Source organism: Nonomuraea sp. NPDC052116 (genome assembly GCF_040680035.1).
Taxonomy (GTDB): domain Bacteria; phylum Actinomycetota; class Actinomycetes; order Streptosporangiales; family Streptosporangiaceae; genus Nonomuraea; species Nonomuraea angiospora_A.
Map to the genome: position 1 here is coordinate 594670 of NZ_JBFAWA010000001.1, position 25127 is coordinate 619796.

Here is a 25127-nt window from a genome sequence, read left to right on the forward strand (position 1 = left end):
TTCAGGCGTCCCGTTCCGGGTTCTGCGCCGCCAGCAGGTCGTGCAGCTCCTCGAAGAGCCCCGGCGCCGCGCAGAGCGCGTACTCCGGGCTCACCGGCCTGCCGTGCAGGCCTTCGAGCCTGGCCCCCGACTCGGTCGCCACCAGGCCGGCCGCGCCGTAGTCCCACGGGTTGATGCCGCGCTCGTAGTAGGCGTCCACGCGGCCGGCCGCGAGCGAGCACAGGTCGATCGCGCACGAGCCGCCGCGCCTGATGTCCCGCACCCGGGGCAGCACCGCCGCGACCACCTGGCCCTGGACCGCGCGCCTGCTCACCGCGTAGCCGAACCCGGTCGCCACCAGCGCCTGCGCGAGCGGCACGCCCGTGTTGCAGCGCAGCCGCTCCGCGCCGAGCCAGGCGCCCTCGCCGAGCGCCGCGGTGTAGACCTCGCCGCGCGCCGGCAGGTTGACGACCCCGGCCACGACCTGGCCGTTCACCTCGACGGCGATCGACACCGCCCACTCCGGCAGGCCGTACAGGAAGTTGACGGTGCCGTCGATCGGGTCGACGATCCAGCGCACGTCCGAATCGCCGGGCTTCTCCCCGCCCTCCTCGCCGAGGATCCTGTCGCCGGGCCTGGCGGCCAGGATGCGCTCGCGGATGAGCTCCTCCGACGCCTTGTCCAGCGCGGTGACCACGTCGGTGGGGCTGGACTTGGTCTCGATCTCCTCGGACATCGTGGGCCGCTTGGCGAGCAGCATGTCGCCCGCCTCGCGCGCGATGTCCTCGGCCAGTCTCAGGAAATCCGTCATCAGGCCACCGAGTCCGGACGCTTCCACTCCTCGCCGAGCACGTGCTGGGCGAGGAAGGCGAAGACGGTCTCGTACCAGGCGACGATGTTGCCCGGCTTGAGGATCCAGTGGTTCTCGTCGGGGAAGTACAGGAACTTCGACTCGACCTCGCTGCGCCGCAGGTCCCACCAGAGCCGCAGGCCCTCGCCGATCGGCACGCGGTAGTCCTTGTCGCCGTGGATGACGAGGAGCGGGGTGGTGATCTTGTCGAGCGCGTTGTGCGGCGACAGGAGCTGGTACCGCTCGGAGCCGGGCTCGCCGAACTCGCGCTGCCAGTACATGGAGGCGTCGGTGGTGCCGGCGAACTGGTCGAGGTTCCACAGGGACGCGTGGGTGACGATGGCCTTGTAGCGGTCGCTGTGGCCGGCGAGCCAGTTGGCCATGTAGCCGCCGTACGAGCCGCCCATCGCGCCGATGCGCTCGCTGTCGATGTCGTCCCTGGCCAGGGCCACGTCGACGATCGCGTCGAGGTCGGCCTGGGTGCGCGGGCCCCAGTTGCCCCAGCCGCGGTCGATCATCTCCTGCCCGTAGCCGGTGGACAGGCACGGGTCCGGCATGAGCACGGCGTACCCGCGCTGGGTCATGAGCCACACCTGCCAGCGCCACTGCCAGTCGTTCCACGAGGCGACCGGGCCGCCGTGGATCCACAGCACGAACGGCGCCGGCTCGTCGGCCGAGGCGCCTTCGGGCAGCGCGAGCCAGCCGCGGATCGTGGCGCCGTCGTCGGCGGTGGCGGAGATCTCGGTCAGCGTGCCCGGCGCCTCGGGGCGCGGCCCGGGCGAGGGCAGGTCGACGATCTCGCCGCCGGCCACGTCGATCCTGGCCGGGCCGGGGGCGAGGGCGATGCCGCTGCGCAGCGCGTAGACGGAGCCGCCGTCGGAGGAGACGTTGAGCCCGGTGTACGCGGCGTCGTCCAGGGTGAGCCTGGTGCTCTCCCCGTCCAGCGGGACGCGGAAGACCGGGCGGCGGCCCTGGTGGTCGGCCACGATGTAGACGGCAGAGGAGTCCGGCGCCCACGCGATGTCCGCGGGGAACAGGTCGGGCGCGTACGCGCCGCCCTCGCCGGTGGCCACGTCGGCGATCCACAGCTCGCTGCGCGCCGAGACCTCCAGCCCGGTGAACCGGTCGCGGGCGCAGGCCACCTTGGAGCCGTCGGGCGAGATCGCGAGCGGGCCCGTGAAGTCGAAGCCGTCCTCGCTGAGCACCGTGCGCCGCTCGCCCGAGGCCACGTCGATGGCCACCAGGTCGGTACGGCTCTCGCCCTTCGGCAGGTACGTGCGCCAGGTCGTGAACACCGTGGCGCCGTCCGGGCTCAGCTCGAACGAGGCGTCCCGCAGCGCCTCCCCCGCGTCGGGGGTCAGCTCGCGCACGTCCTCCAGGCGGTCGCCGCCGAGCCTGGCGGTGAACAGCCTGGTGCGGCCCGGGCCGAGGTCGTGGTCCCAGAAGCGGATCGGGTAGCCCTCGTGCAGGATGGCGCTGATCCCGGCGTCCTTGCGGGCCTTGCGCCTGTCCTCGTCGGCCGCCTCCTCGCCGTCGAGCACGTCGGCGGAGAACACCACGACGTCGGCGGCCGTACGCACCGCACCGATGCCGCCGGGGCGGGTGGCCACCTGGCGGGCCTCACCGCCCGCGCGGGGCAGCAACCAGAGCGCGGGCACCTCGTCGGAGGAGTCCTTGACGGTGGGGTCGGGGCGGGCGGAGGTGAACAGCACGTCGCCTGCGGCCGTGAAGACAGCGGCCGACTCGCCCTTGGCCGAGCGGGTCAGCCGGTAGGGCTCGCCGTCGACCGGAATCGCCCAGAGCGCGGTGCCGTAAGACTTGCCGTCGGGGTTGAGTGACTGGACTGTGGAGATCAACCTGGAGCCGTCGGGGGAGAGCTTCAGCGAGAGAACCCGGGGGATGGCCACGTAGTCGCGTATGTCATTGAATGCGCTCACTCAATCGAACCTACCTGTTCATGGCCTCACTCCGTGAGGCTGTGCCCGGTCGCTCGGGAGCCGTTGCCTTCCCTCGCTGCAGAGACCTCCCGCACTCCTGAATACTGTGGTCACGTGGGAACATACGACGCGTTGCTGGTTCTGTCGTTCGGCGGGCCCGAGGGGCCCGACGACGTGCTGCCGTTCCTGGAGAACGTGGTGCGCGGCAGGGGGGTGCCGCGCGAGCGGCTGCTCGAGGTGGCCGAGCACTACCAGGGCTTCGGCGGGGTCAGCCCGATCAACCGGCAGAACCGCGACCTGGTCGAGGCGCTGCGCCCGATCGCCGGCGTGCCCGTCTACTGGGGCAACCGCAACTGGCACCCGTTCGGCGAGGACACCGTCCGCCAGATGAAGGCCGACGGGATCAGGAAGGCGGCCGTGTTCGCGACCTCGGCGTTCGCGGGCTACTCGAGCTGCCGCCAGTACTACGAGGACATCGCCAGGATCTCCGTCGAGGACGGCCCCGAGCTGGTCAAGATGCGCCACTTCGGCGACCACCCGGGGTTCGTGGCCGCGATGGCCGACCACACGCGGGCGGCGCTCGGACGGCTCGGCCGCGACGACGCCAGGCTGGTGTTCACCGCCCACAGCATCCCCGTCTCCATGGCCGAGACCGCGGGCCCCTCGGGCGGCCTGTACGAGGCGCAGCTCCGCAGGAGCGCCGAGCTGGTCAGCCAGGCGCTCGGCCGCACGCAGCCGTGGGACCTGGTGTGGCAGTCGCGCAGCGGCCCGCCGCAGGTGCCGTGGCTGGAGCCGGACGTCTGCGACTTCCTGCGCAAGACGGACGCCCGTTCGGTCGTGCTGGTGCCGATCGGGTTCGTCTCCGACCACATGGAGGTCGTCTACGACCTCGACACCGAGGCCAGGCAGGTGGCCGCCGAGCTGGGGCTGCCCATGGAGCGGGCGGCGACCGCCGGCACGCACCCGCGCTTCGTCCAGATGGTGCGCGAGCTGATGGACGAGCCCGAGCCCGTCCCCTGCGCGCTCACGTGCTGCCCCCCACCCCGCAGACGCCCTCAGGCGTAAGTACGGGCATAGGCCTGGGCGATCCCCATGACCTTGTTCACGTAGTCCCACGAGTGGTTGTAGAACCAGATCGCCTTGCGTAGCTTCTCGCCGCCCTGGCCGGCGCCGTTGGCACACAGGTAGTTGGCGGCGCCGGGCACCGCGTCGTACGGGCTCCAGATGTCGGACTTGCCGTCCCCGTCGCCGTCCACGCCGTAGTGCTTCCAGGTGGCGGGCATGAACTGCATGGGCCCGAGCGCGCCCGCGCTGGACGGGCCGTTGTTGCGGCCGTGGCTGCTCTCCACCTGCCCGATCGCCGCCAGCACCGTCCACGACAGCCCCGGGCAGCGGGTGGCCGACGCCTTGTACAGGTCCAGGTAGCTGCCCGGGCGGCCCACGTTCACCGTCGTCTGGGGCTTCTGCTGTTTCGGTGTGCGGTGCGCCGCGTCCAGCATGACGACCTGCGAGCCCTTGCCGAGCACCTTGCGCACCCCCGCCTCGCTGATCTTGCCGGCCTTGCCGTGCAGCAGCACCGCGACCCCCGGCGCGAACCCCAGCGACCTGCCCAGGTCCGCGCTCACCAGCCCGTCCACGCCCATGAGCCCGAGCGTGGCCGAGGCCGCCACGCGCAGCCGGGGACCGCCGTCCACCTGGTACATGCCGCCCAGGATCATCCCGAACTTGCGCATCGCGCCCGCGTCGGCCACCAGCTCGCCCCTGGCCAGCGCGCTCCACACGGCGGGCTGGTCGGCGACGGGCTGCGGCGTCCAGGAGCGGAAGTCGGCGGGATCGACGGCCAGCAGGTTCAGGCCGGTGCCGGCCACCTTGACCGCGCCCGCGTCCACCACGGCCACCTTCTGCACGTACTTCAGCCCGCTGAGCGCGAACCTCGTGCTCTTGGGGACCGTGCCCGCGGCGATGGCCAGCACGCGCGGCGGCGTCGCGGTGACCCCGGCGCCGCCCTGGCCGAAGTCCTTGACCGGCGCGGCCGTGGGCACGAGCTGGTCGAGGCGCGGCGAGGGCTGCTGCGGCCGCTGCGTGGGCTTCCTGCGCACCGGCTCGTTCGCGGTTTTGACCAGGTCGTCGCCCAGGATCACGACGACTCCGCCGGCCGCGGCCGTGACCACGAGCACGGCGGCGACCATGAGGATGACCGCGCGGAACGAGGGAAGACCGGACACTCGGGACACGTTAACCCACTCGGCCGCTAAATCACTTGCCATACGGACATACGGTGCGCCATGGTTACTTGGCTCAAGTAAGGGGGAAACGGCGTGGTCGGGCCTTACCGGGGATTGTTCGACGGGCCCGGCGTCAAGGGATTCGTCCTGGCGGGATTCATCGGCCGGATGCCGATGTCCATGCTCGGCATCGGGGTCGTGCTGCTGGTCTCCGCGCTCACCTCGTCGTACGCCACCGCCGGCGGCGTCGCCGCCATGACCAACCTGGCCTTCGCCGTGGCCGCCCCCATGTCGGGCCGCCTCGTGGACAGGTTCGGGCAGGGCCGGGTGATACCGCCGTTCGCCGTCGTCAACGCGCTCGCGCTGGTCGCCCTGATGCTGTGCGCCGGGTTCGGGCTGCCCGACTGGACGCTGTACGCCTCGGGCCTGCTCGTGGGCGGCACCTCGCTGTCGCTGGGCTCGATGGTGCGGGCCCGCTGGTCGGTCATCCACGGCGGGTCGGGCAAGCTGCACACCGCGTTCGCCTTCGAGTCGGTGGTGGACGAGGTCATCTTCGTCACCGGGCCCGCGCTGGTCACGGTGCTGGCCACCGCCGTGAACCCGTACGCGGGGCTGGTCGTGGCCCTGGTCTGCATGCTCCTCGGCACCTTCGCGCTGGCGGCCCAGCGGCGCACCCAGCCGCCCGTGCAGCCGGTCAGGTCGGCGTCGGGCACGCCCATCCTGATCCCCGGCATCGCCCTGCTGGCGTGCGTCTACCTGGCGCTGGGCGCCGTGTTCGGCTCGGTCGACCTGATCACGGTGGCCTTCGCCGAGGAGCACGGCGTGAAGGGCGCCTCCGGGTTCCTGCTGGCGGCGTTCGCGGGCGGGTCGATGGTGTCGGGGCTGTGGTTCGGGTCGCGGGACTGGAAGATCTCGCTGCGCGGGCGGTTCGTGCGGACGCTCGCGCTGTTCGTGGTGGGGCTCATACCGATCATGTTCATCGGTGACGCGCGGGTCATGGCGCCGGCGCTGTTCCTGGCCGGATTCGCCATCTCGCCGACGCTCATCACGGGCTTCTCGCTCACCGAGCGACTGGTGCCTCCGTCCCTGCTCACCGAGGGCATGGCGTGGATCTCGACGTCGATCGGGTTCGGCGTGGCGGTCGGGGCGTGGGCCGGCGGGCGGCTCACCGAGATGTTCGGCGCGTCCAACGCGTACGCCTTCTCCTGGGGGGCGGCGATCCTGGCCGCGGCCGTGGGCGTCGGAGGTTCGGGTTTGCTGAGACTTCCCGAGGCTCCTTCACCCGCCAAGAGTTGATCCGCTACGGTCGGGACATCCCTCGCAACACCCATCTCATTGGAAGCATTACCTATGTCCCGACAAATCAATTCACTTCTAGCTATCGCGGCTGTCTGCGTCACTCTGGCCCCGGCGCCCGCCTTCGCGCAGGCGCCGAAGAAGGCCGCGCCGGTCGACTGCGAGCAGGTCAAGTGCCTCGCGCTGACGTTCGACGACGGGCCCGGCAAGTACGCGGGAACGCTCCTCGACACGCTGAAGAAGTACGACGCGAAGGCGACGTTCTTCCTCGAAGGCCAGTACGTCAAGAGCCGCCCCGCGTTCGTCAAGCGCATGGTGGCCGAGGGCCACGAGGTCGGCAACCACAGCTACAGCCACCCCGACTTCACCAAGTCCGACGCGGGCACCATCAGGAACGAGATCAAGAAGACCCAGGACGCGGTCAAGAAGGCTTCGGGCGTCGAGCCCAAGCTGCTGCGTCCGCCGTACGGGCTGGCCGACCTGCAGGTCGCCGACGTCGCCACGGAGTTCGGCATGCCGATGGTCCTGTGGACCGCCGGCTCCGAGGACTGGTCCAGCAAGAACGTCGAGGCCATCAAGAAGAAGACCATGGAGGTCGCGCAGCCCAACGGCATCATCCTGATGCACGACTGGGTGAAGCAGACCGTGGACGCGATGCCGGCCCTCGTCAAGTCGCTCCAGAAGAAGGGCTACCACCTCGTGACGGTGTCCGACATCGTCAAGCAGCAGAACCTGCAGCCCGGCGACATCTTCCCGGTTCCCGCCGGCTGGGAGAAGTGAGTATCGTTCGCGTTTAACCGAACGATGCTCTGGAGGGGTGCTCATGACGTTCGCGAATTGGGCGCGTAACCAGTCGGGCACCCCTGCCGAGGTGCGTACGCCGGCCTCGGTCGAGGACGTCGTACGCGCCGTGCGGGACGCCGCCGCCTCCGGGCGGCGGGTCCGCATGGTGGGCACGGGCCACTCCTTCACGGGGGTGGCCCTCATCGACGGCGTCATGCTGCGCCCCGGCGCGCTCACCGGGATCAGGTCATGGGGCGACGACCGCGTGACCGTGCTGGCCGGCACCCCGCTCCGCGTGCTGAACGAGCTGCTCGACGAGCGCGGCCTGGCCCTGGCCAACATGGGCGACATCACCGAGCAGACCGTCGCGGGCGCGATCCAGACCGGCACGCACGGCACCGGCCGCGACAGCGGCGGCCTCGCCGACCAGGTCGCCGAGCTGGAGCTGGTGCTGGCTGACGGCTCGGTGACGACGGCCGGGCCGGGCGAGGACCTGTTCGACGCGGCCAGGGTCGGGCTGGGGGCGCTCGGGGTGCTGACGGCCGTGACGCTCCGGGTGGAGCCCGCGTTCCTGCTGCACAACCGGCGGCGCAAGCTGTCCCTCAGCGAGGTGCTCGGCTCGCTCGACGAGCTGACCTCGGAGAACGAGCACCTCGACTTCTTCTGGCTGCCGCACACCGACGCCTGCCTGGTCAAGACCAACAACCGCAGCCCGGGCCCGGCCCGGCCGCCGGGCGCGTTGCGGCACTGGCTGGACAACGTCTTCCTGGAGAACACCGTCTTCGGCGCGGCCTGCGCGCTCGGGGGCCGCTTCCCCGACCTGATCCCGCGGATCAACGCCGTCAGCGCGGCGGCGCTCGGCGACTCGGAGTCGGTGGACACGTCGTACAAGGTCTTCACGGCGCGGCGGGACGTGCGCTTCCTCGAGATGGAGTACGCGGTGCCGCGCGAACGCCTCGGCCAGGCGCTGCGCGAGACCAGGGACCTGATCGACCGGATGGACTGGAAGATCACGTTCCCGGTGGAGGTGCGGGTCACGCCGCCCAGCGACGCGTGGCTGTCCACCGCGTACGGACGCTCGTCGGCGTACATCGCGTGCCACATCTACCGGCCGACGCCGAACCCCGCGTACTTCGAGGGCGTGGAGGAGATCATGACGCGGCTGGACGGGCGGCCGCACTGGGGCAAGCTGCACACCAGGGACGCTTCCTACCTGAACAAGGTCTATCCCCGCTTCGCGGACTTCACGGCCCTGCGTGACCGGCTCGACCCGGGTCGCCTATTCGGCAATGAGTACCTGGATCTAGTGCTCGGCTAACGCATCGTTAGGTAAAGAGCTTGCTCGAAAACGTGTCCTGGGATCCGCGCGGGCCGCGTGGCGGGCATCCTCGTAACTCGTGCCCCGACGACTCGGCCTGCCCTCCGTGTACCTCGCCGCGGCCGTGGCCACCGCCGCCACGACCGCCGTTCCTCTCGCCATGACGCCCGCGTCAGGACTCGCCCTGCGGCCCGCCCCCACCGAGCCGACCCGGCCCTTCATCGTCACGGCACGCAGCCGCGGCGCCGCCCGCGATCTCGTCGGCGAGGTGCGGTGGCGGGTGCGGCGCTATTACACCGCCGCACTGCCCGGCTTCGCCACCTTCCTCACCGCCGCCGAGCTGGCCGAGCTCCGGTCGGACCCGCGGGTGCTCGCGGTCGAGCCCGACCGCGAGATCCGCCCCATGGCGCTCGGGAGATCCCGCCCGCGCTCCCGCTGGGCCAGCGGCGCCGGCGCCACCGTGTACGTCGTGGACAGCGGCCTGGACGCGGCCCGGGCCGAGCTCGGCGACCGGGCCTGGCGCGCCTTCGACGCCACGGGCGGCACCGGGCACGACTGCGCGGGCCACGGCACCGAGGCCGCCCGGCGCGTCAACGTCATGGCGCCCAAGGCGAGGATCGCCTCGGTGCGGGTGCTCGGCTGCGCCGGCTACGGCACCCTGGCCGACCTGCTCGCCGGGCTGGACTGGATCGGCCGGCACGCTCACGGCCCCTCCGTCGCGAACCTGGCCGTCGACGGGTCCGACTCCCCCGCGCTCGACACCGCCACGCGGTCGCTGGTGCGGTCGGGCGTCTTCGTGGTCGGCGCGGCGTCCTCCGGCGCCTGCCGGACCGTGCCCGGCGCTCAGGCCTTCTCCGCTCACGCCCCGTATCTGGCCGGGGTCGCCGCCCAATACCTGGAGCGCCATCCTGGCGCCGCCCCATCCGTTCTGGCCTCTTGGCTCAAGTGCACGACACCACGCGCCGCGATTCGTCAGAATCCGTCAGGGGCCTCTAACCTCCACTTGCACAACGGCGGGCTCTAGAGGGATGGATTCGACAAATGTGACCGGCGTCACACCGTCCCGGGAGTATCCCAGGAAGGCGATGTTCGGACATGCCGGGTACGGTGCTGGCAGGCAACCGGCACACGCGAGAGACTCAAGGGTCCGGGGGAAGAATGGCGACGCTGACGAAGGGACTCGCATGCAGGAGCTCCGACTCGTCGCGGTGAGTGAGGACGGCACCTATCTCGTGCTGGCTACTGCCGGGCGAGGTACGCGCTTCACGCTTCCCGTGGACGACCGGCTCCGTGCTGCCGTCCGCGGCAACTTCTCCCGTCTCGGCCAGTACGAGATCGAAGTGGAGAGTCCGTTGCGTCCCAAGGAGATCCAGGCTCGCATCCGCGCCGGAGAGACGGCGGAGGAGATAGCCGCGACCGCCGGGATCCCGGTCGAGCGTGTCCGCTGGTTCGAGGGTCCGGTGCTGCAGGAGCGGGAGTACGTCGCCCAGCAGGCGCAACGGGTGGCCGTCCGGATGCCCGGTGAGTCGGCGCCCGGGCCCACCCTGGGCGACCTCGTCGCCGAGCGGCTGACCAGGCGGGGCGTGCCCACCGACGAGATCGACTGGGACTCCGCCAAGCGCGACGACGGGCTGTGGCGTGTCAAGCTCGGCTACGTGTGGAACGGTCACACGCGCCACGCCGAATGGCTGTTCGACCCGCGCAAGCGGCACGTGACGCCCCATGACGACGAGGCCATGCGGCTGTCGTCGGCCGACTTCGACCCGGATCCCGTCGTCGTGGAGGACACGACGGTGACGCCGTTCACGCCGCGGGTGGCCAAGCTGCAGCCGGTGCCGCCGCTCGCCTCCGACCCGCTGCCGTTCCCGTCGGTGGTGCGCCGCGAGCCGGAGGAGCCGGCGGTCGGCTACAACCCGCCGCCCAGGTCGCCGGAGACGGCGTACGGCCGCGCTCCGGAGGCGGCGCCCCCGTTCGAGCGGGGCGCGCCTCCACGTGAGCCTGACACCTCCAGAGAGGTGTCCTACGACACGCCCGACTCCGGCGAGCACCACCGGCCGGAGCCGCCCGCCCGCGAGACCGGCTATGCCCGCCCCGGCGACACCTCGTCCCGCCGCGGCGGGTCTTCGCCGTGGCTGCCCGACTTCGGCTCCGGCCGTCCTGCCGGGCGCGAGGCCGACTCCTCCATCTACGCCCCGGCCGGCACGCCCGCGGACTCCCGCACCTCACCGCCGCCCGCCGTCGAGGAGCCGCCCGCCCAGGAGCGCCCTGTGGCCTGGCGCGAGCAGAGCCCTGCCCCGCAGGCCCCCGCACCGTCCCAGCCCGCCGCGGCCACACCGCCCACGCCCCAGCCCTGGCCCACCACCGAGCCCCACCACCAGCCCACCACCCACGACCGACACACCACTCCGGCCCAGCCCGCTTCCCAGGACCGGCCCACTTTCCAGGACCGGCCAACCGCCGCGGACCAGCCCACCTCCTACGACCGGCCCGCGACCTCAGGCCAGCCTGCCCTCCAGGACCGGCCCGCCCTCGCGGACCAGCCGGTCTCCGGTGAGCACCTCGCCGCTCCGGACCGGCCCGTCTCCGGGGAGCAGTTGGCCGCTCCCGAGCGCCCCGTCTCCCAGGACCCGCCGGCCTCTCAGTCCCAGCCCGCGCCCCAGGCCCAGCCCGCAGCCCAGGCTCAGCCCGCTGCTGAGGCCCAGCCCGGCGCTGACGCCCAGCTCGCTGCTGAGGCCCAGCGTGTCGGCCAGGGCCAGGCGAGCGCCGCCGTGGAGTCGCCCGCGCAGCCCGAGGCCGCAACGCCCGCTGCGGTGGAGCGACCTGCCGCACCGGAGTCGCCCACGGAGCCCGCTCAGGACGCCCACTCCGCCGCGACCAGCCAGCCGAGCACGACCCCGGCCCCGATCGCGACCCCCGAGCCGACCGCAGCCCCTGAGCCGGTCGTGGCCGATGAGGCGACGGCGGCCACGCAGCCCGAGACGTCCGCAGACTCCGTGGCACCCGCGGAGGCCGTAGCGACCACCGAGCCGACGTCGGCCACCCAGCCAGCGACTACTGCAGAGCCGACCACGGTCACCGAGCCCGCAGCATCCGCGGAGCCGGCCCCGGTCGCCGAGCCCACGGCGACCACGGACCCGACCGCAGCCGCCGAGCCTGCGGCAACCTCGGAGCCGACCACGGTCACCGAGCCGGTGGCCGCCTCGGAGTCGGCGGCAGCCACCGAGTCGACGGCATCTGCGGCACCGGTGGCGTCCGCGGAACCGACCACGGTCACCGAGTCGGCACCAGTCACGGAGCCGGTCACTTCTTCGGCGCCTGAGCCGGTCGCGTCCTCGGCCACCGAGTCGGACACGTCGTCGGCCAGCGAGCCGGTCGCGTCGGCCGGCGACGCCGAGCCCACTCCTGAGCCCGCTCCCGCGCCGGTCTCCGAGGCCGTGTCCGCGCCCGCCGACGCGACCGCCGATGGGGACACCACGCAGGCCCAGGCCGCCGACGCCGTGAAGGCCGAGACGTCCAAGCCGGCGGCAGACGCGCCCACCGCCGAGCCGACGGCCGCCATGCCCGAGCAGAAGGCGACCCAGGCCATACCGGACGCCAAGCCGCAGCCCGAGGTGGCCCCTGAGGCCGCCGCAACGGAGGCCGCCGGCACCGCCACGGCGGAGCCCGCCAGTGCCGCCGCGAAGGAAGCCGCAACCACCACTACGACGGAGCCTGCCGACGCCGCCGCGCCGGAGCCCGCGGCTCAGCCCGCTGCGCCGAAGCCCAAGAGCGCGGCCGAGCCCGAGCAGCCCGCTCAGGAGGCCAAGCCGCCGGCACCCGCTCCCAAGCCCAAGCCCACGGAGCCCAAGGCCGCCCCGGCGGTCCCGGCGGCGCGTTCCGGCAAGGACGCGCCCAAGGAGGAGCCGCCCGTGCCGGTGCCGTCTCCCCCGCCCGCTCCGGCGGCCCGCCAGGCGCGCAAGGGTTCGCGGGGCCGCCGTGCCTCGGTCCCGACCTGGGACGAGATCATGTTCGGCGCCCGCCGCCAGGACTGACCCGCTTCAGGCGCGGAGACCGACCTCGGCGGCCCACCGCCCGGCCACGGTGCCACGACTTCAGCGGCACCACACCGACGCGAGGGCCGCGACGAAGGACGGGGCCTCCCGGTCCGCCGCGAGGGAAGGGAGATCAGTGCTTCGGCACTGACCTCCCGGTCCACCATCCAGAAGAGAGGGGGCGGCGCCGGGGGTCAGGGTGCGGGTGGTGTGCTGGGGGACTCGAGGAAGGGGGCGAGCCACTCCGGCGTCACCTCGCCGGGAAACGCCGCCCCCTGGGCCACCGACACGTCGATCGCCGAGTAGCCCCCCTTGCCCGCCCCGACCCCGGCGATCAGCGTGAGCACTCCGGCCCGCCGCTGGAACCACGTCTGCCGCAGCCGCCACCCCACCACGGCCCGGCGTTCGATCACGGCGTGGGAGCGCCGCAGCGACCCCGACCGCACCGCCACGCGTACCCCGTCGTAGCCGTGTCCCAGTGACCGGTACCGGTCGAGCCCGAGCGGGATCCCGGCCCCGGCCAGCAGCAGCGCGAGCACCAGCAGGACCCACCAGAGGACGATCCCCGTCGCCCAGATCCCCACGGCGCTCGCCACCGCCGGCACGGCCCACGGGAAGACGGCGCGGAACAGGCGGCGGTTGCGCGCCACGGGCGGGTGGCGGCGGAGTTCGGCCTGGTGGGGGCCGATGGCCTCCGCGGTCACCTGGTACGCCACGGCCCGGGGCACGTCGGGCAGGAGTTGCCCGCGCGTCTCGGAGTCGCCGAGCCCCGTGACGATGGCCCAGGCCCGTACGACCCCGGCCCAGCGTTCGGCGAGCCCGTCCACGATCTCGTAGCCGCGTACCCGGGCGGACTCCAGCGACACGCTGCGCCGGTTGATCAGCCCTCGTTCGGCGACCAGGTAGCCGTCGCGGTGCTTGAGCTTGAAGTCCCAGTTGAAGACCGCGTACATCAGCCCGCCCACGACCGGCATCGCCAGCACGAGCAGCACCGCCACGGCCACCAGCAGGTAGGGATGGTCCCAGACCCATTCACCGGCGCTCCAGGCGGCGTCCTGGTCGAGGCCCAGGTCGTCGCCCCACTGGAACGCCAGGCCCACGGCGCCGCCCGCGAGGGCGAAGGGGGTGAGCAGGTACGCGCCGGACAGCGGCCCGTACAGCAGCCACTTCCGCGGCACCCCGATGATCACCCGCTCGTGCGGGACCGCCGCCTCGGACACCTGCGCCTCGGGCCGGGGCGCGCGCCGCAGCAGCACCGACTTGAGGCGGTCGGCCTCCTCCGGCGTGACCCCGTCGAGCTCGGCCTCCTCGTCGCCGCCGCTGGCCCCGGTGTCGATCTTGAGCACGGTCAGGCCGAGCAGGCGGTGCAGGGGCGGCGTGGACACGTCGACGCCGCGGATCCGCTCAAGCGGGATGGCACGGACGGAACGGCTGATCAACGACCGCTTGGTCTCCAGCCGATCGCCGACGATCTCGTAGCTGAAGGTGGCCCACCTGATGATCGCGAACACCACGGTGCCCGCCACGCCCAGGGCCGCCCATACGTACGAGTGGGCCGAGAACCCGCCCACGAACAGCACGCCGACGAGGGGCAGGAGGAGGGAGGGCAGCATGCGTACGGGATCGATGAGCAGCACCTTGGGGCTCAATCGCAGCGGCACCCGGACCGGAGGACCCGACGGCCCTCCCATCGGGCCGGGCGGACCGCCCCACGGCTCGGGCGCCTGCCCGCTCCCATCGCCGCCTCCCGGGTGCGCGGCCCAGGGCGAAGCGCCGTCCCGGGGGTACGGCTGCGGAGGACCGGCAAGGGGACGCGGATCGCTCAGAGGCGGAGGATCTGGCTGAGGAGGCGGGTCGCCTTGCGGGTGGTGGGGGTCGGTCATGTCGCGTCGTCCCTGAGCGCCTCGGCGCGGTGCGCGAGCTGCTCGGCGAGCCCGGCCGCCACCGCGTAGTCAAGACCCTTGATCGTCGAGGACCCGGCGTGGGACGCGGTACGGATCTCAAGCGTGGCCAGCCCGAGCAGCCGCTCCATCCACCCTTGCCCCTTGTCGACCGTCTGGATGCGGCTCACAGGCACGAACACCCACTCCCTGGCCAAGAACCCCGACCTGGCGTAGACGACGTCCCCTGAGAGCTCCCAGCGGTGCACGGCGTACCGTACGAACGGCTCGGCCACCAGGAACGGCGCCGTCAGCAGCACGACCGCGGCAGGCAGCAGCCAGGAGTTGTCCGCGAACCAGCCGGGCACCCACGACCAGCCGCTCCCGCCCACCCACCGCGCCACCAGAAGCGAGCCGCCGAGGAAGAACACGAAGGCGACCAGCGATTCGAGCAGCCACAGGCGGACGGCTTTCGGCGAGACGCGGTTCGCCGGATCGCGCAGTGGGCCAGTTGACGTCACAAGGCCAGCTTAGGGCGCGCGGAGGCAAGGCGATCAGCCCGCGAGCCGCCAAAGATCGACCGAGATCCTCGGCGTGTCGGCCGTCGCGCCCCTCCGCCCCGGTGCCATGCTCGGTGGCGGCCGGCCGCAGGCTGTCGAGCTTGGCCACGTCGGCGGCGCCACGTACGTGCCAACCAGGCTCGGCCAGCGCATGACCGCACCACCGCGCAAGCGCCTCACGCAACGTGGCAGCCGCCGTCACCCGCACGAACCACCGCCGGCCGTGACTCCCGCACCCGCCGAGTCACCACCGACCGTCTCGGCCGCGCCCGCCGAACCACCGCCGGCCGTCGCGCCGGCATCCCTCACCCCGCGAACCACCACCGCCCGATTCGGGCCACCAGAGCCGCCCGAATCACCACGAGCTCCTACATCTACGGACCGATCCGGCGCATCTGGTTTTTGCGACATCACCGCGACCGAAAACACTGTCCGTTTTGTCGGATCCGGGCGCATGACCCCACTCCCGTCCCACCGCATCGAACCAGCAGGCCAGGCCGGGTCCCGAGGCGCGACCCGATTCCGGTCCCCCAACAGACACGCAGGCCACTCCTGTGGCCAACCTCACTCCACGGATCCCGCGATTCTGACCCGTTTCGGATCCTTTACCGAGCACCGACCATCGAGAAACGGTCTGCGCACCGCCGAGAGCCGCGTAGCATCGTCCGGCATGGGGCTGTGTAACGCGGCAACACGCATGCGGCGCATCGCCGTCAGTGTGACGGCGGTGACTGCGGCGTTCGCGTTGGCCGGTTGCGGCAGCTTCATCGGCAGATCTCAGGCCAAGGACATCGCGGAGATCAACGTCTCGAGCCCGGAGTTGGGGGAGGGCAAGCCGCTCCCCGCCGAATACTCCTGCCGGGGTGGCGAGGGCAGTCCTCCGCTGCGCTGGTCGAGCCAACCGCAGTCCGAGGCGAAGTCGATCGCGATCGTGGTCGACTCCCACACACCGTCCGATTCAGCCGTCAACTGGGTGCTCTACAACATCCCGGCGACCACGACCGAGCTGGGGCCCAACGCCGCGGCGGACCCGCCCGAGGGGTCCGGCCAGGCGAAGGTCACCGGCGGCAAGGAGGGCTATGAGCCGCCTTGCACAAGCCCGGGCAGCTATCGCTTCACCGTCTACACGTTGAACGGACGGGTCGACCTCAAGCAGGGTGACGAGCTCCCCGACATCCTGAAGGAGATCGCGGACAAGACGATCGCCCGGGGTCGGCTCACAGCGGTCGACATCCAGTGAGAGAGCGATCACAGCAGGTAGTCCGGTGTACCTATTCTTCACGTAGGGTGTGACAACGCTCATAGTGGTCCGACACAATCAGATCCAATCGTTAGGCACTGGTGATCAAAGGGGGCAGGTCGCGTCGATGGCCGCGCGATCTCACCAGCGCCGAAGGGAGGCCATGGCTTTGAGGGTGGTGCAATGATCGCGGTCGTAGTGAGCTTGGTCGCTGTCGTGCTCCTCGTGCTCGTCGTCGTGGCACTGGGCATGCGTTCCATGAGCCGGAGGGAGAGCTCTCTCCCTCCGGAACGGCTGAAGGAGATGGCCGAGAAAGAGGAGATGACGCACGCGCGCTCCACTGACGAGTTCGCGGCGCACGAGCCTCGCATGGCCAATTTCAGCCCTGATTTCAGCCCCATCGGCGAGCGCGAGCCCAAACCGGTGCGTACCGGTCAGCGTGGCAGGCGCGGCGTCGACGAGTGGGGCAACCCGAGCACGGATGACGACGACGAGGAGTTCTGGGCCAACATCCGCAGCGACGCGGAAGAGGGCGGCTTCGGCGCGGGTGGCACCGTGGCGGCCAGGAAGGCCTCCTCCCGTCCGGTCGAGCGTGAGAAGCCCGCCGAGCGCCCCGCGGCCCCCAAGCGCCAGGAGCGCACCGCGAAGCCGCGGCCCGCTGCCGCCGCCGTCGACCCCGACGCGACCACCGTCCAGGCCCCCCTGCCGCAGCGCCAGCCGACCCCCGCCGCGGCCAACCTCGCCGACCTGGTGGAGCCCGCCAAGCGCCCCGCTCCGTCCCAGTCGGAGATGGCCGACCAGCGTACGGTGACGTTCGCGGCCCCGACGGCCGACGTGATGAGCATCCTGGGCGCGGGCGCCAAGCCGGTCCCCTCCCCCCGCCCCGACTCCCTGTCGTCCAACAACTCGCCCAGGAGCGGCACCGGCTCCTTCCCGGCGGCCCCCGCCGCCAACGGCACCTTCCCGGCCAGCCCCGTGAGCCAGCCCGGCGGGAGCGGCGCCTACCCCGCCACCCCCTCCTCGAGCGGCTCCTTCCCCGCCCAGCCGGCCCCCATCCACGGCGCGCCCACGAGCGACCCGTTCCCCGTCTACAACAACGCGGCCGAGACCACCTGGACCAACCCGCCCGCGACGCCCTCCTCGTCCGGCTCCTGGCCCGCGCAGCCCGACATCCTCGACGACCCCACCCCCGCCGCCGGTTACGGCTCGGGCACGTCCTGGCCGGCGTTCGAGCAGCCCGCCGCGCGCTCCTCCTACCCCGCCTCGTACGAGGTGCGCTCCGGTTGGGCCGTGGCCGACGACACCGACCCGCTCACCGGCCCCTCCCCCGCCACCGGCACCCCGACCGTGCCCGGCAGGGCGGTCTCGGCCTACGACGACGTGCTGTCCACGTCGACTCCGGTACCCCCGACACCGCAGGGCGCGCCGTTCGCGTACGAGACGGGCGACATCACCACCGCCCCGGCCGCCGCCTGGCCGGAGCCGCCGTCGAGCGCGACCTCGTGGCCGACGTACGGCTCCCAGAACGGCAACGACGGCGGCAACCACCGTCGCGGGTCCGACCAGGAACACCCGCACGACTACTACCGGTGAACGCACGCGCCCATTAATGGGTAAAACCAGCGTGAGACACCCCTAAAGCAGGGTCGACGGAGCAATAGGGTTTGCTCCATGATCCCCGACACGAAGAGTAGCTGGCTGAGCACCCTCCGGCATGACGTGCCAGCCTCGCTCGTGGTTTTCCTCGTCGCGGTGCCCCTGTCCCTGGGCATCGCGATGGCCTCCGGCGCGCCGCTGGCCGCCGGTCTGATCGCCGCCGTGGTCGGCGGGATCGTGGCGGGCGTCCTGGGCGGCTCCGCCGTTCAGGTCAGCGGACCCGCCGCCGGGTTGTCGCTGGTGGTCGTGGATCTCGTGCAGACGTACGGATGGCGCGCCACCTGCATGATCACCCTGCTGGCGGGTGCCGTACAGCTCCTGCTGGGCGTGTTCAAGGCGGCCAGGGCGGCACTCGCGGTGTCGCCGGCGGTCATCCACGGCATGCTGGCGGCCGTCGGCGTGATCATCGCCCTCGCCCAGCTCCACGTGGTGCTGGGCGGCAGCTCGCAGCGTTCGGCCGTGGCCAACCTGATCGAGCTGCCCGGCCAGATCGCGAACCTGCACGGTCACAAGGTCGCCGTCGGCCTGCTCACGATCACGGTGCTGGCGCTGTGGACGCGGCTGCCCAAGCGGGTCAAGGTCGTGCCCGCGCCGCTGGTGGCGCTGGTCGTGGCGGCGGTGACGGCGTGGGTGTTCGAGTGGGACGTCACGCGCGTGGACCTGTCCCACAGCGTCACCGAGTGGGCCTTCCCGGTCCTGCCGCACGGCGACTGGCACCTGATCGTGGGGGCGGTGCTGCTGGTGGCACTGCTGGCCGGGTGCGAGTCGCTGCTGTGCTGCGTGGCGGTGGACGGGATGCACGGCGGCCGCCGCGCCGACCTCGACCAGGAGCTGACCGGCCAGGGCGTCGCGAACATGGTCACCGGCGCCCTCGGCGGCCTGCCGGTGGCGGGGGTGATCGTGCGCAGCACCGCGAACGTGCAGGCCGGCGCGCACACCCGCTGGTCGGCGATCCTGCACGGGGTGTGGGTGCTGGTGTTCGCGATCGGGTTCGGCTGGACGATCAAGCTGATCCCGCTGGAGGCGCTGGCGGCGTTGCTGGTGTTCATCGGCGTGCAGATGGTGAACCTCGGTCACATCAGGAAGGTGCACGGCCACGGCGAGGTGCCCGTCTACGTGGTGACGATGCTCACCGTGATCGCGCTCGGGCTCGCCGAGGGCGTCGTGGTGGGGCTGATCCTGGCCGCGCTGCTCGCGCTGCGCCGCCTGACCTGGGTCACGGTCCTGAAGCGCGACGGCGGCGACGGGCGGCTGCACGTGACGGTGTCCGGTTCGCTGACGTTCCTGGGGGTGCCCAGGCTCACGCACGAGCTGCGGACGATCGCCCCGGCCACCGCCGTGGACCTCGACCTGAACATCGACTTCATGGACAACGCCGCCTTCGAGGCCATCCACTCCTGGCGGCTGGACCACGAGCGCATGGGCGGCACGGTCGACATCGACGAGCTGCACGACGAGTGGTACACGCTGGCGGCCAGCGGCGCGCGCATGTTCCCGGTGAAGTCGCCGCCCAAGGTGCCGGACCGCTGGTGGCTGCCGTGGTCGCACCGCCGTCATCCCGCCCGTCCCTCGGCTCCCGACTCCACTGAGGCGGAGTGCCTGCTGACGGCGGGGGCGCGCGAGTTCCACCGGCGTACGGCGCCGCTGGTCCGGCCCATCTTCACCGAGCTGGCCCGCAAGCAGCAGCCCTCGCACCTGTTCATCACGTGCGCCGACTCCCGGATCGTGCCCAGCCTCATCACCGCGAGCGGGCCCGGAGACCTGTTCACGGTGCGCAACATCGGCAACCTGGTGCCGCGCCGGGGCTCCGAACCGCACGACGACTCGGTGGTGGCGGCGATCGAGTACGCCACGCAGGTCCTCGGCGTGCACACGATCACGGTGTGCGGGCACTCCGGGTGCGGCGCCATGGCCGGGGTGCTGAGCGGCGGGGTGCAGGCGGGCAGCCTGCCGGGGCTGAGGCGGTGGCTGCGGCACGGAAACCACAGCCTGGCCACGTTCATCGAGACCGAGGGCGACCGGCTGCACAGCGGCGCTCTGGACGTGCTGTGCCGGGTCAACGTGCAGCAGCAGCTGGAGAACCTGCGCACGTACCGGAAGGTCGACGAGCAGGTGCGCGCCGGGAAGCTGGAGCTGGTGGGGCTGTTCTTCGACATCGGCTCGGCCAGGGTGCACATGGTGCCGCCGCTGCGCCCCGCACCGGCCGAGCGGATGATGAGCTTCTGAGTAATCCTGCGCAGACGCGGCGTCTGGAGGCGGATTAGTGTCGCGGGGGCCGGCGAGGTTCTCCATATGCCCATGGCGCTCCTCGCGACGCAGGTCCTGACTCCCAGGGACCGGAGGGGCGGAGGTGTCGATGCCTCCGCCCTTCACTTTGCGTTACACAATAACCGAATGGGTACATAGCCTCACGTAGAGTAATGAATCGCCCGAAACAGGGGGAATGGGCGGTGACGGCACTTCGGAGAGCAGCGGTGGCCGCGGCGACGGGAATGCTCGCGGTCGCGTGCGCCGGCGCGCAGAGCCTGACAATGACGGCGACCGCGCCGCCAACCGGCCTTGAGCCGTTTTATCAGCAGAAATTGTCGTGGTCGGACTGCAGAGAAGGCTTTCAGTGCGCCACGTTGAAGGTGCCACGGGACTACGCCCGTCCCGAGGGTCACCAGCTGAAGATCGCCGTCATCCGGCTGCCCGCGAAAGACAGATCCCGGCGCATCGGCTCACTGGTGACCAACCCTGGAGGGCCCGGCGCGTCCGGCGTGCTCTTCCTCCGCACCTCCGGCCAGGCGTTCGGCGAGGCATTGCGAGATCGCTTCGACCTCGTCGGGTTCGACCCACGCGGCGTGGGGCGGAGCGATCCGGTGCGCTGCCTCGACTACCGGCAGGCCGAGCAGCGCCTCCTCTACGATCCGCCCACCACGCGCGCCCAGGTCAACGCGGAGGTCACGTTCTGGCGGGCGTTCGTGGCGGCCTGCGAGGCCAGGTCCGGGGCCGATCTTCCGTACGTCGGAACGGTCAACGCCGCCCGCGACATGGACGTGCTGCGGGCGGCGCTCGGCGACAGGCGGCTGACCTACCTCGGATTCTCGTACGGCACGTACCTGGGCGCCTTCTACGCCGACCAGTTCCCCCGGAACGTGCGGGCCCTGGTCCTGGACGGCGCGTCCGACCCGAAACTGACGGGCGAGGAGTTCCTCCTCGGTCACGCCGAGGGCTTCGAGACGGCCCTGCGCGCCTTCGCCGCCTACTGCGTCAGCACTGCCGGCTGCCCGCTGGGCATCGGGAGCGTGGACCGGGCCGTCGGCAAGATCTCCGGCCTGCAGGAACGGGCCGCCCGCGAACCCCTGAGGAACCGGGCGGACGGCCGCGTCCCGGTGGACGACGACGGGGTGACTCAGGGGATCTACACGGCCCTCTACAACCGGAGCTACTGGCCCACGCTGCGGCAGGCGCTGATACAGGCGATCGACGACGGTGACGGCACCGGCCTGTTCAAGCTCGGTTACGCGCAGGAGATGATCGCCCCGTTCGGGGCACTGCAGGCGGTCAACTGCGTCGACAAGCCGTTTCCCGCCGATCTCGCGGCCGTACAGGACCTGGCCGACCGGGCCGGGAAGGTCGCGCCGCACTTCGGCTCGTTCGTCGTGTGGCCGTGGCTGGCATGCGCGTACTGGCCGGTCAAGCCCACCCGGCGGCCCAGGGCGGTGACCGCGACCGGAGCGCCGCCGATCCTCGTGATCGGCACCACCCGGGACCCCGCGACCCCGTACAAGTGGGCTCAGAGCCTGGCGGACCAGCTCACGTCCGGCGTCCTGCTCACCTACGACGGCGACGGACACACCGCCTACCTGACCAACACGGAGACGTGCATCCGCGAGCCGGTCGAGCAGTACCTGATCAGCGCTCAGCCCCCGAAGCCCGGCATCACCTGCAAGCAGACGCCGCTGGACCCGGAAGGCAAGGGCTCGCCGAGCTGAGCTCTCAGCCCGCGGGCCGACGGCCGAAGTCCGTGGCGAGCCAGGTCGCGAGGTCCGCGGCCGGCCGGCCGCGCTCGCCGGACCCCGGTTCCCCCGCCTCCGGCTCCCGCACGCGGTCGAGACGGAACACCCGCCAGTCGCCGGCGTCGAGGTCGTGGGCGAGAACGTACCAGCGTCCGCGGGCGTAGAGGCACCGCACCGCCTCCACCCGCCGCCGGCTGAGGGCCCCGTGCCGGTCGCGGTAGCCGAACCGCAGCACGAGGTTCTGATCGGCGCCTCGCCGTCACCCACCTGCGGTGCGGCTACTTCTTCAGCAACCTGCTGTTCGAGCTCGACAACATCCGCTCGGGCAGCGTGGCCGTGCTCCTGCCCACCGGCATGCCGTTCTCCTGGGTCGCTCCGGCCGACATCGCCGCGGTGGCCGCGTCCCTGCTGCTGCGCGCCGACTGGTCGGGCCGCCGGGTGCAGGCCGTGCGCGGACCACGGGACCTGTCCTGGGACGATGCCTTGGCCGTGGTCGGCCACGTCCTGGGCCGCACGGTCACCGCCCACCGTGTCGCCGACGACGACATGCGCGCCACGCTGGCCGGCGCCGGTATGTCCCCGGCGCAGGTCGAGGCCATCATGGGCATGTCGACCGGACTGCGGGAGGGATTCGTCCCCGAGCTGCCGAGGACGCCCCTGACCACGACCGACACGACGCTCGGAGCATGGGCCTGGGCCGAACTCCGTCCCGCCCTCGACCTGACCGGGTGACGCGTGCCCGACCTGTGACGACCACCGGATCGGGCTGTCTTACCCGGCGCGTCGGATGGTGTACTCGCCCTGCCGGCACCTCGTAATCAGGTGGCCCGCCCGTCCGCGGTGTCGCCAGGAGCCGCCACCCAGGGCATGCGGTGGACAAGGCTGTCGCGCAGCCGAGTGAGAGTGGCGATGCGCTTCTCCAGTTCGGCCACCCGCTGCGCGGCGACGGCGTTACCGGCGGCGCACGGTGGCGCGTCGCAGAACATTTCGGGCAGCTCAGCGTCGAGGTGGTCCAGGAACGACTTCACGTCTTCGACGGTGAACCCGCAGGCCAGCAGTTCACGAATGTTGCGGACGCGGAGGGTCGCGCCGGGCTCGTACACGCGATGTCCCGCGGTCGTACGGCCAGGCTCCAGGAGGCCCTGCTCCTCGTAGTAGCGCAGGGCACGGGTCGTGGTTCCGGCCTTCGCGGCCAGTTCACCGATGAGCATCGCAGGCACCTCCGAGTCCGACCGCACGGCTTCACGTACACGTCAAGCTCCTAGCCGGACCACCGTCTTCCCGGTGTACGTGCCCTTCACGAGACCGAGGAGGGCCTGCGGCGCGTTCGCGAGCCCGTCGATCACCGTCTCGTCGTAGACGATCGCGCCTTCGCTCAGCCAGGTACGGAACTGCGTGTCGAACTCCGGAGCACGGTCAGGATGATCGCTCGTGGTGAAGCCGCGCATGGTGAGGCGCTTGCCGATCACGCTGAGCAGGTCGCCCGGCCCGTCGTCAGGACGGCTCTTGCCCTGCCGGTTGAGGGCTCCGCACAGCGCGATGCGGCCATGCGGGTTCATGACCTCGATCGCGGCACGCAACTGTTCGCCGCCCACGTTGTCGAAGTAGACGTCGATGCCTTCGGGGGCGGCCTCGCGCAGCCTGTCCACGATCGGGCCGTCGTGATAGTCGAAGGCCGCGTCGAACCCGAGTTTGCCGGTCAGATGGGCGACCTTCTCGATTGATCCGGCGCTGCCGATCACCCGGGACGCCCCCTTGAGCCGGGCGATCTGACCGGCCATGTTCCCAGTCGCTCCAGCCCCGCTGGAGACGAAGACGGTGTCGCCGGGCCGTAGCTCCGCGGCGTCCATGAGCCCGACGTACGCGACCAGCCCGGAGCCGAGGTAGGTGGAAGGCGTCGAGTAGGCGTTGCGGTCAACGCGGCGGAACAGCCCGGCCCGCGCCACGGCATACTCGCGCCAGCCGAACCGATGCGTCACCAGGTCGCCTGCGCCAAGTGACGGGTCGGCAGAGGCCACCACCTCACCGATGGCGGCTCCGTACATCGCCTCACCGATCTCATAGCGGGGCATCGGCAGACCGGAGGTCCCCGCGATCAACATGAGCATGCCGGGCTCGAGCGACATGAACAGATTGCGGACCAGTACCTGACCCGCCGCGGGATCAGGGACGGCGACCTCGGCGATCTCGAAGTCGCCGGGATCGGGCAGGCCCTCCGGGCGTGCGACAAGCCGGACCTCCAGTCCGGTGCCGGAGAATATTGGGCTTTTCGAAGGTGCGTCCATGCCGACGACGGTAGGGGTTGACCCATACGTGAAGGTCAACCCGTCCGCCTGGTGACCAGCCGGTAGGCGTCGTGGTCGTCCGCCTCCCAGACCCAGATGTCAGTGACCCGCGCCCAGTAGAACTCCGTGTCGTAGAAGCGGGAGCGGCGCGAGGAGGTGGCCCTCAAGAACGGCTGCCTGCCACGGCCGCGCGACGGGGGCCGGTGGACGGTCAACAGCATCGGCCGGGTACGAGACCGCCACGGGCACACGTACCTGATAGCCGTCATCCCCCACCGGCACCGCACGATGGAGGCCGGGGTGAAAGCGGTCGAACACGTCGCCGAACTCGTCACCAGGGCCTCTCCAAGGCTGCGGACCGCAGGTGAGGCCGCCCATTCTCTCCCTCCACCCCGCCCCGGCGGCGAAGGGGCGGCGGGGCGCTGCGGCGTGAGACGGACGAGGGCGCGTTACGTCGCGGCGGTCATGCGTCCCAGGTGACCGGGAGGCTCTTGACGCCGTAGATGTCGGCGGTCTCCGGGCGCAGGGCGACCTCGTCGGCCGGTACGGCCAGGCGCAGCGTGGGGAAGCGGTTGAGCAGCGCGGGGAGCGCGACGCGCAGCTCGACGCGGGCCAGCTGCTGGCCCAGGCACTGGTGGATGCCGTGGCTGAAGGCCAGGTGGCCGCCGTCCTGCCGGCGGATGTCGAGCGCATGGGGGTCGGTGAAGCGCTCGGGGTCACGGTTGGCGGTGGCGTACGACAGGATGACCGTCGAGCCGGCCTTGATGATCTGGCCGCCCAGCTCGACGTCCTCCAGCGCCACTCTCTGGAACTGCTTGGCGACGGTCAGATACCGCAGCAGCTCCTCCACGGCCGGTTCGGCGAGCGCGGGCTCGGCGCGCAACGCCGCCAGCTGCTCCGGGTTCTGCAGCAGCGCGAAGGTGCCCAGCGCCAGCATGTTGGCCGTGGTGTCGAAGCCGGCCGACAGCAGGATCAGGGCCATGCCCTGCAACTCCTCATCGGTCAGGTCGCCGTCCATGAGGTCGCTGAGCACGTCGTCGGTGGGGTTGGCGCGCTTGGCGGCCACGAGCTGCGCGAGGTACTGCT

General features: G+C 71.6%; 20 protein-coding genes and 1 pseudogene. 11 read left to right on the forward strand and 10 right to left on the reverse strand.

The features are described 5' to 3' along the window. Position 1 precedes the first annotated feature (1 nt). Entirely contained in the window at positions 2–790 is a 789-nt protein-coding gene (locus AB0L65_RS02790) for an inositol monophosphatase family protein (protein WP_364239682.1), read from the reverse strand. Next, positions 790–2766 (reverse strand): S9 family peptidase, encoded by a 1977-nt coding sequence (locus AB0L65_RS02795; protein WP_364239683.1) that lies wholly within the window; start codon positions 2764–2766, stop codon positions 790–792. Before AB0L65_RS02795 ends, AB0L65_RS02790 begins: the two co-directional genes overlap by 1 nt. 114 nt (positions 2767–2880) lie before the next feature. Here AB0L65_RS02795 and AB0L65_RS02800 point away from each other — a divergent pair, with 114 nt between their 5' ends. Next, positions 2881–3831 carry a ferrochelatase gene (locus tag AB0L65_RS02800; RefSeq protein WP_364239684.1) on the forward strand — a complete coding sequence of 317 codons (951 nt, stop codon included), beginning with the start codon at positions 2881–2883 and terminating at the stop codon, positions 3829–3831. Here AB0L65_RS02800 and AB0L65_RS02805 read toward each other — a convergent pair. Next, positions 3822–4991, reverse strand: a complete 1170-nt coding sequence (locus tag AB0L65_RS02805) for a lytic transglycosylase domain-containing protein (RefSeq protein WP_350722903.1) — start codon at positions 4989–4991, stop codon at positions 3822–3824. The genes AB0L65_RS02800 and AB0L65_RS02805 overlap by 10 nt on opposite strands. 93 nt (positions 4992–5084) lie before the next feature. On the opposite strand from AB0L65_RS02805, the gene AB0L65_RS02810 reads away from it, so the two are divergent. The 5 genes from AB0L65_RS02810 (at position 5085) to sepH (ending at position 12419) form a co-directional block, all read left to right on the forward strand. After that, entirely contained in the window at positions 5085–6287 is a 1203-nt protein-coding gene (locus AB0L65_RS02810; RefSeq protein WP_364239686.1) for an MFS transporter, read from the forward strand. 54 nt (positions 6288–6341) lie between these two features. Beyond that, complete coding sequence (locus AB0L65_RS02815; protein WP_364239688.1) at positions 6342–7067, forward strand: polysaccharide deacetylase family protein; 726 nt, start codon at positions 6342–6344, stop codon at positions 7065–7067. Positions 7068–7110: 43 nt separating this feature from the next. Beyond that, positions 7111–8388, forward strand: coding sequence for a D-arabinono-1,4-lactone oxidase (locus AB0L65_RS02820; RefSeq protein WP_364239689.1), 1278 nt, complete (start codon positions 7111–7113; stop codon positions 8386–8388). Between the two features lie 79 nt (positions 8389–8467). Beyond that, positions 8468–9412: a S8 family serine peptidase gene (locus tag AB0L65_RS02825; protein WP_364239691.1), complete on the forward strand. Its 945-nt coding sequence runs from the start codon at positions 8468–8470 to the stop codon at positions 9410–9412. A gap of 160 nt (positions 9413–9572) precedes the next feature. Beyond that, a complete protein-coding gene (gene sepH, locus AB0L65_RS02830; RefSeq protein WP_364239693.1) occupies positions 9573–12419 on the forward strand; it encodes a septation protein SepH in 2847 nt (948 codons plus the stop codon). A gap of 194 nt (positions 12420–12613) precedes the next feature. Here the strand turns inward: sepH and AB0L65_RS02835 are convergent, their stop codons facing one another. Continuing rightward, positions 12614–14080 carry a PH domain-containing protein gene (locus AB0L65_RS02835; protein WP_364239694.1) on the reverse strand — a complete coding sequence of 489 codons (1467 nt, stop codon included), beginning with the start codon at positions 14078–14080 and terminating at the stop codon, positions 12614–12616. Positions 14081–14298: 218 nt separating this feature from the next. Then, entirely contained in the window at positions 14299–14820 is a 522-nt protein-coding gene (locus AB0L65_RS02840) for a PH domain-containing protein (RefSeq protein WP_364239695.1), read from the reverse strand. Positions 14821–15529: 709 nt separating this feature from the next. Between AB0L65_RS02840 and AB0L65_RS02845 the strand changes: the two genes are divergently transcribed. The 4 genes from AB0L65_RS02845 to AB0L65_RS02860 all read left to right on the forward strand — a co-directional run bounded on the left by AB0L65_RS02845 (position 15530) and on the right by AB0L65_RS02860 (position 21732). Beyond that, complete coding sequence (locus tag AB0L65_RS02845) at positions 15530–16099, forward strand: YbhB/YbcL family Raf kinase inhibitor-like protein (protein ID WP_364239697.1); 570 nt, start codon at positions 15530–15532, stop codon at positions 16097–16099. 183 nt (positions 16100–16282) lie between these two features. Beyond that, positions 16283–17692: a hypothetical protein gene (locus AB0L65_RS02850; RefSeq protein ID WP_364239699.1), complete on the forward strand. Its 1410-nt coding sequence runs from the start codon at positions 16283–16285 to the stop codon at positions 17690–17692. A gap of 78 nt (positions 17693–17770) precedes the next feature. Further along, on the forward strand, positions 17771–19981 hold the full coding sequence (locus AB0L65_RS02855) for a bifunctional SulP family inorganic anion transporter/carbonic anhydrase (RefSeq protein WP_364239701.1): 2211 nt from the start codon (positions 17771–17773) through the stop codon (positions 19979–19981). A 404-nt stretch (positions 19982–20385) separates the two neighbouring features. Next, a complete protein-coding gene (locus AB0L65_RS02860) occupies positions 20386–21732 on the forward strand; it encodes an alpha/beta hydrolase (RefSeq protein ID WP_364239728.1) in 1347 nt (448 codons plus the stop codon). 4 nt (positions 21733–21736) lie between these two features. On the opposite strand, the pseudogene AB0L65_RS02865 reads toward AB0L65_RS02860, so the two are convergent. After that, a pseudogene (locus tag AB0L65_RS02865) lies at positions 21737–21994 on the reverse strand (WYL domain-containing protein); the annotation flags it as partial. 92 nt (positions 21995–22086) lie between these two features. On the opposite strand from AB0L65_RS02865, the gene AB0L65_RS02870 reads away from it, so the two are divergent. Next, positions 22087–22488, forward strand: coding sequence for a hypothetical protein (locus AB0L65_RS02870; protein ID WP_364239703.1), 402 nt, complete (start codon positions 22087–22089; stop codon positions 22486–22488). Between the two features lie 86 nt (positions 22489–22574). Here AB0L65_RS02870 and AB0L65_RS02875 read toward each other — a convergent pair whose 3' ends face one another. From AB0L65_RS02875 to AB0L65_RS02890, 4 genes are all read right to left on the reverse strand, one after another. Next, positions 22575–22967 carry a MerR family transcriptional regulator gene (locus tag AB0L65_RS02875; protein WP_364239705.1) on the reverse strand — a complete coding sequence of 131 codons (393 nt, stop codon included), beginning with the start codon at positions 22965–22967 and terminating at the stop codon, positions 22575–22577. A 42-nt stretch (positions 22968–23009) separates the two neighbouring features. Then, a complete protein-coding gene (locus AB0L65_RS02880) occupies positions 23010–24041 on the reverse strand; it encodes an NADP-dependent oxidoreductase (RefSeq protein ID WP_364239707.1) in 1032 nt (343 codons plus the stop codon). 35 nt (positions 24042–24076) lie between these two features. After that, on the reverse strand, positions 24077–24208 hold the full coding sequence (locus AB0L65_RS02885) for a darcynin family protein (RefSeq protein WP_364239709.1): 132 nt from the start codon (positions 24206–24208) through the stop codon (positions 24077–24079). Between the two features lie 296 nt (positions 24209–24504). Continuing rightward, the coding region (locus tag AB0L65_RS02890) for a cytochrome P450 (protein WP_364239710.1) at positions 24505–25127 on the reverse strand (623 nt) is incomplete at its 5' end.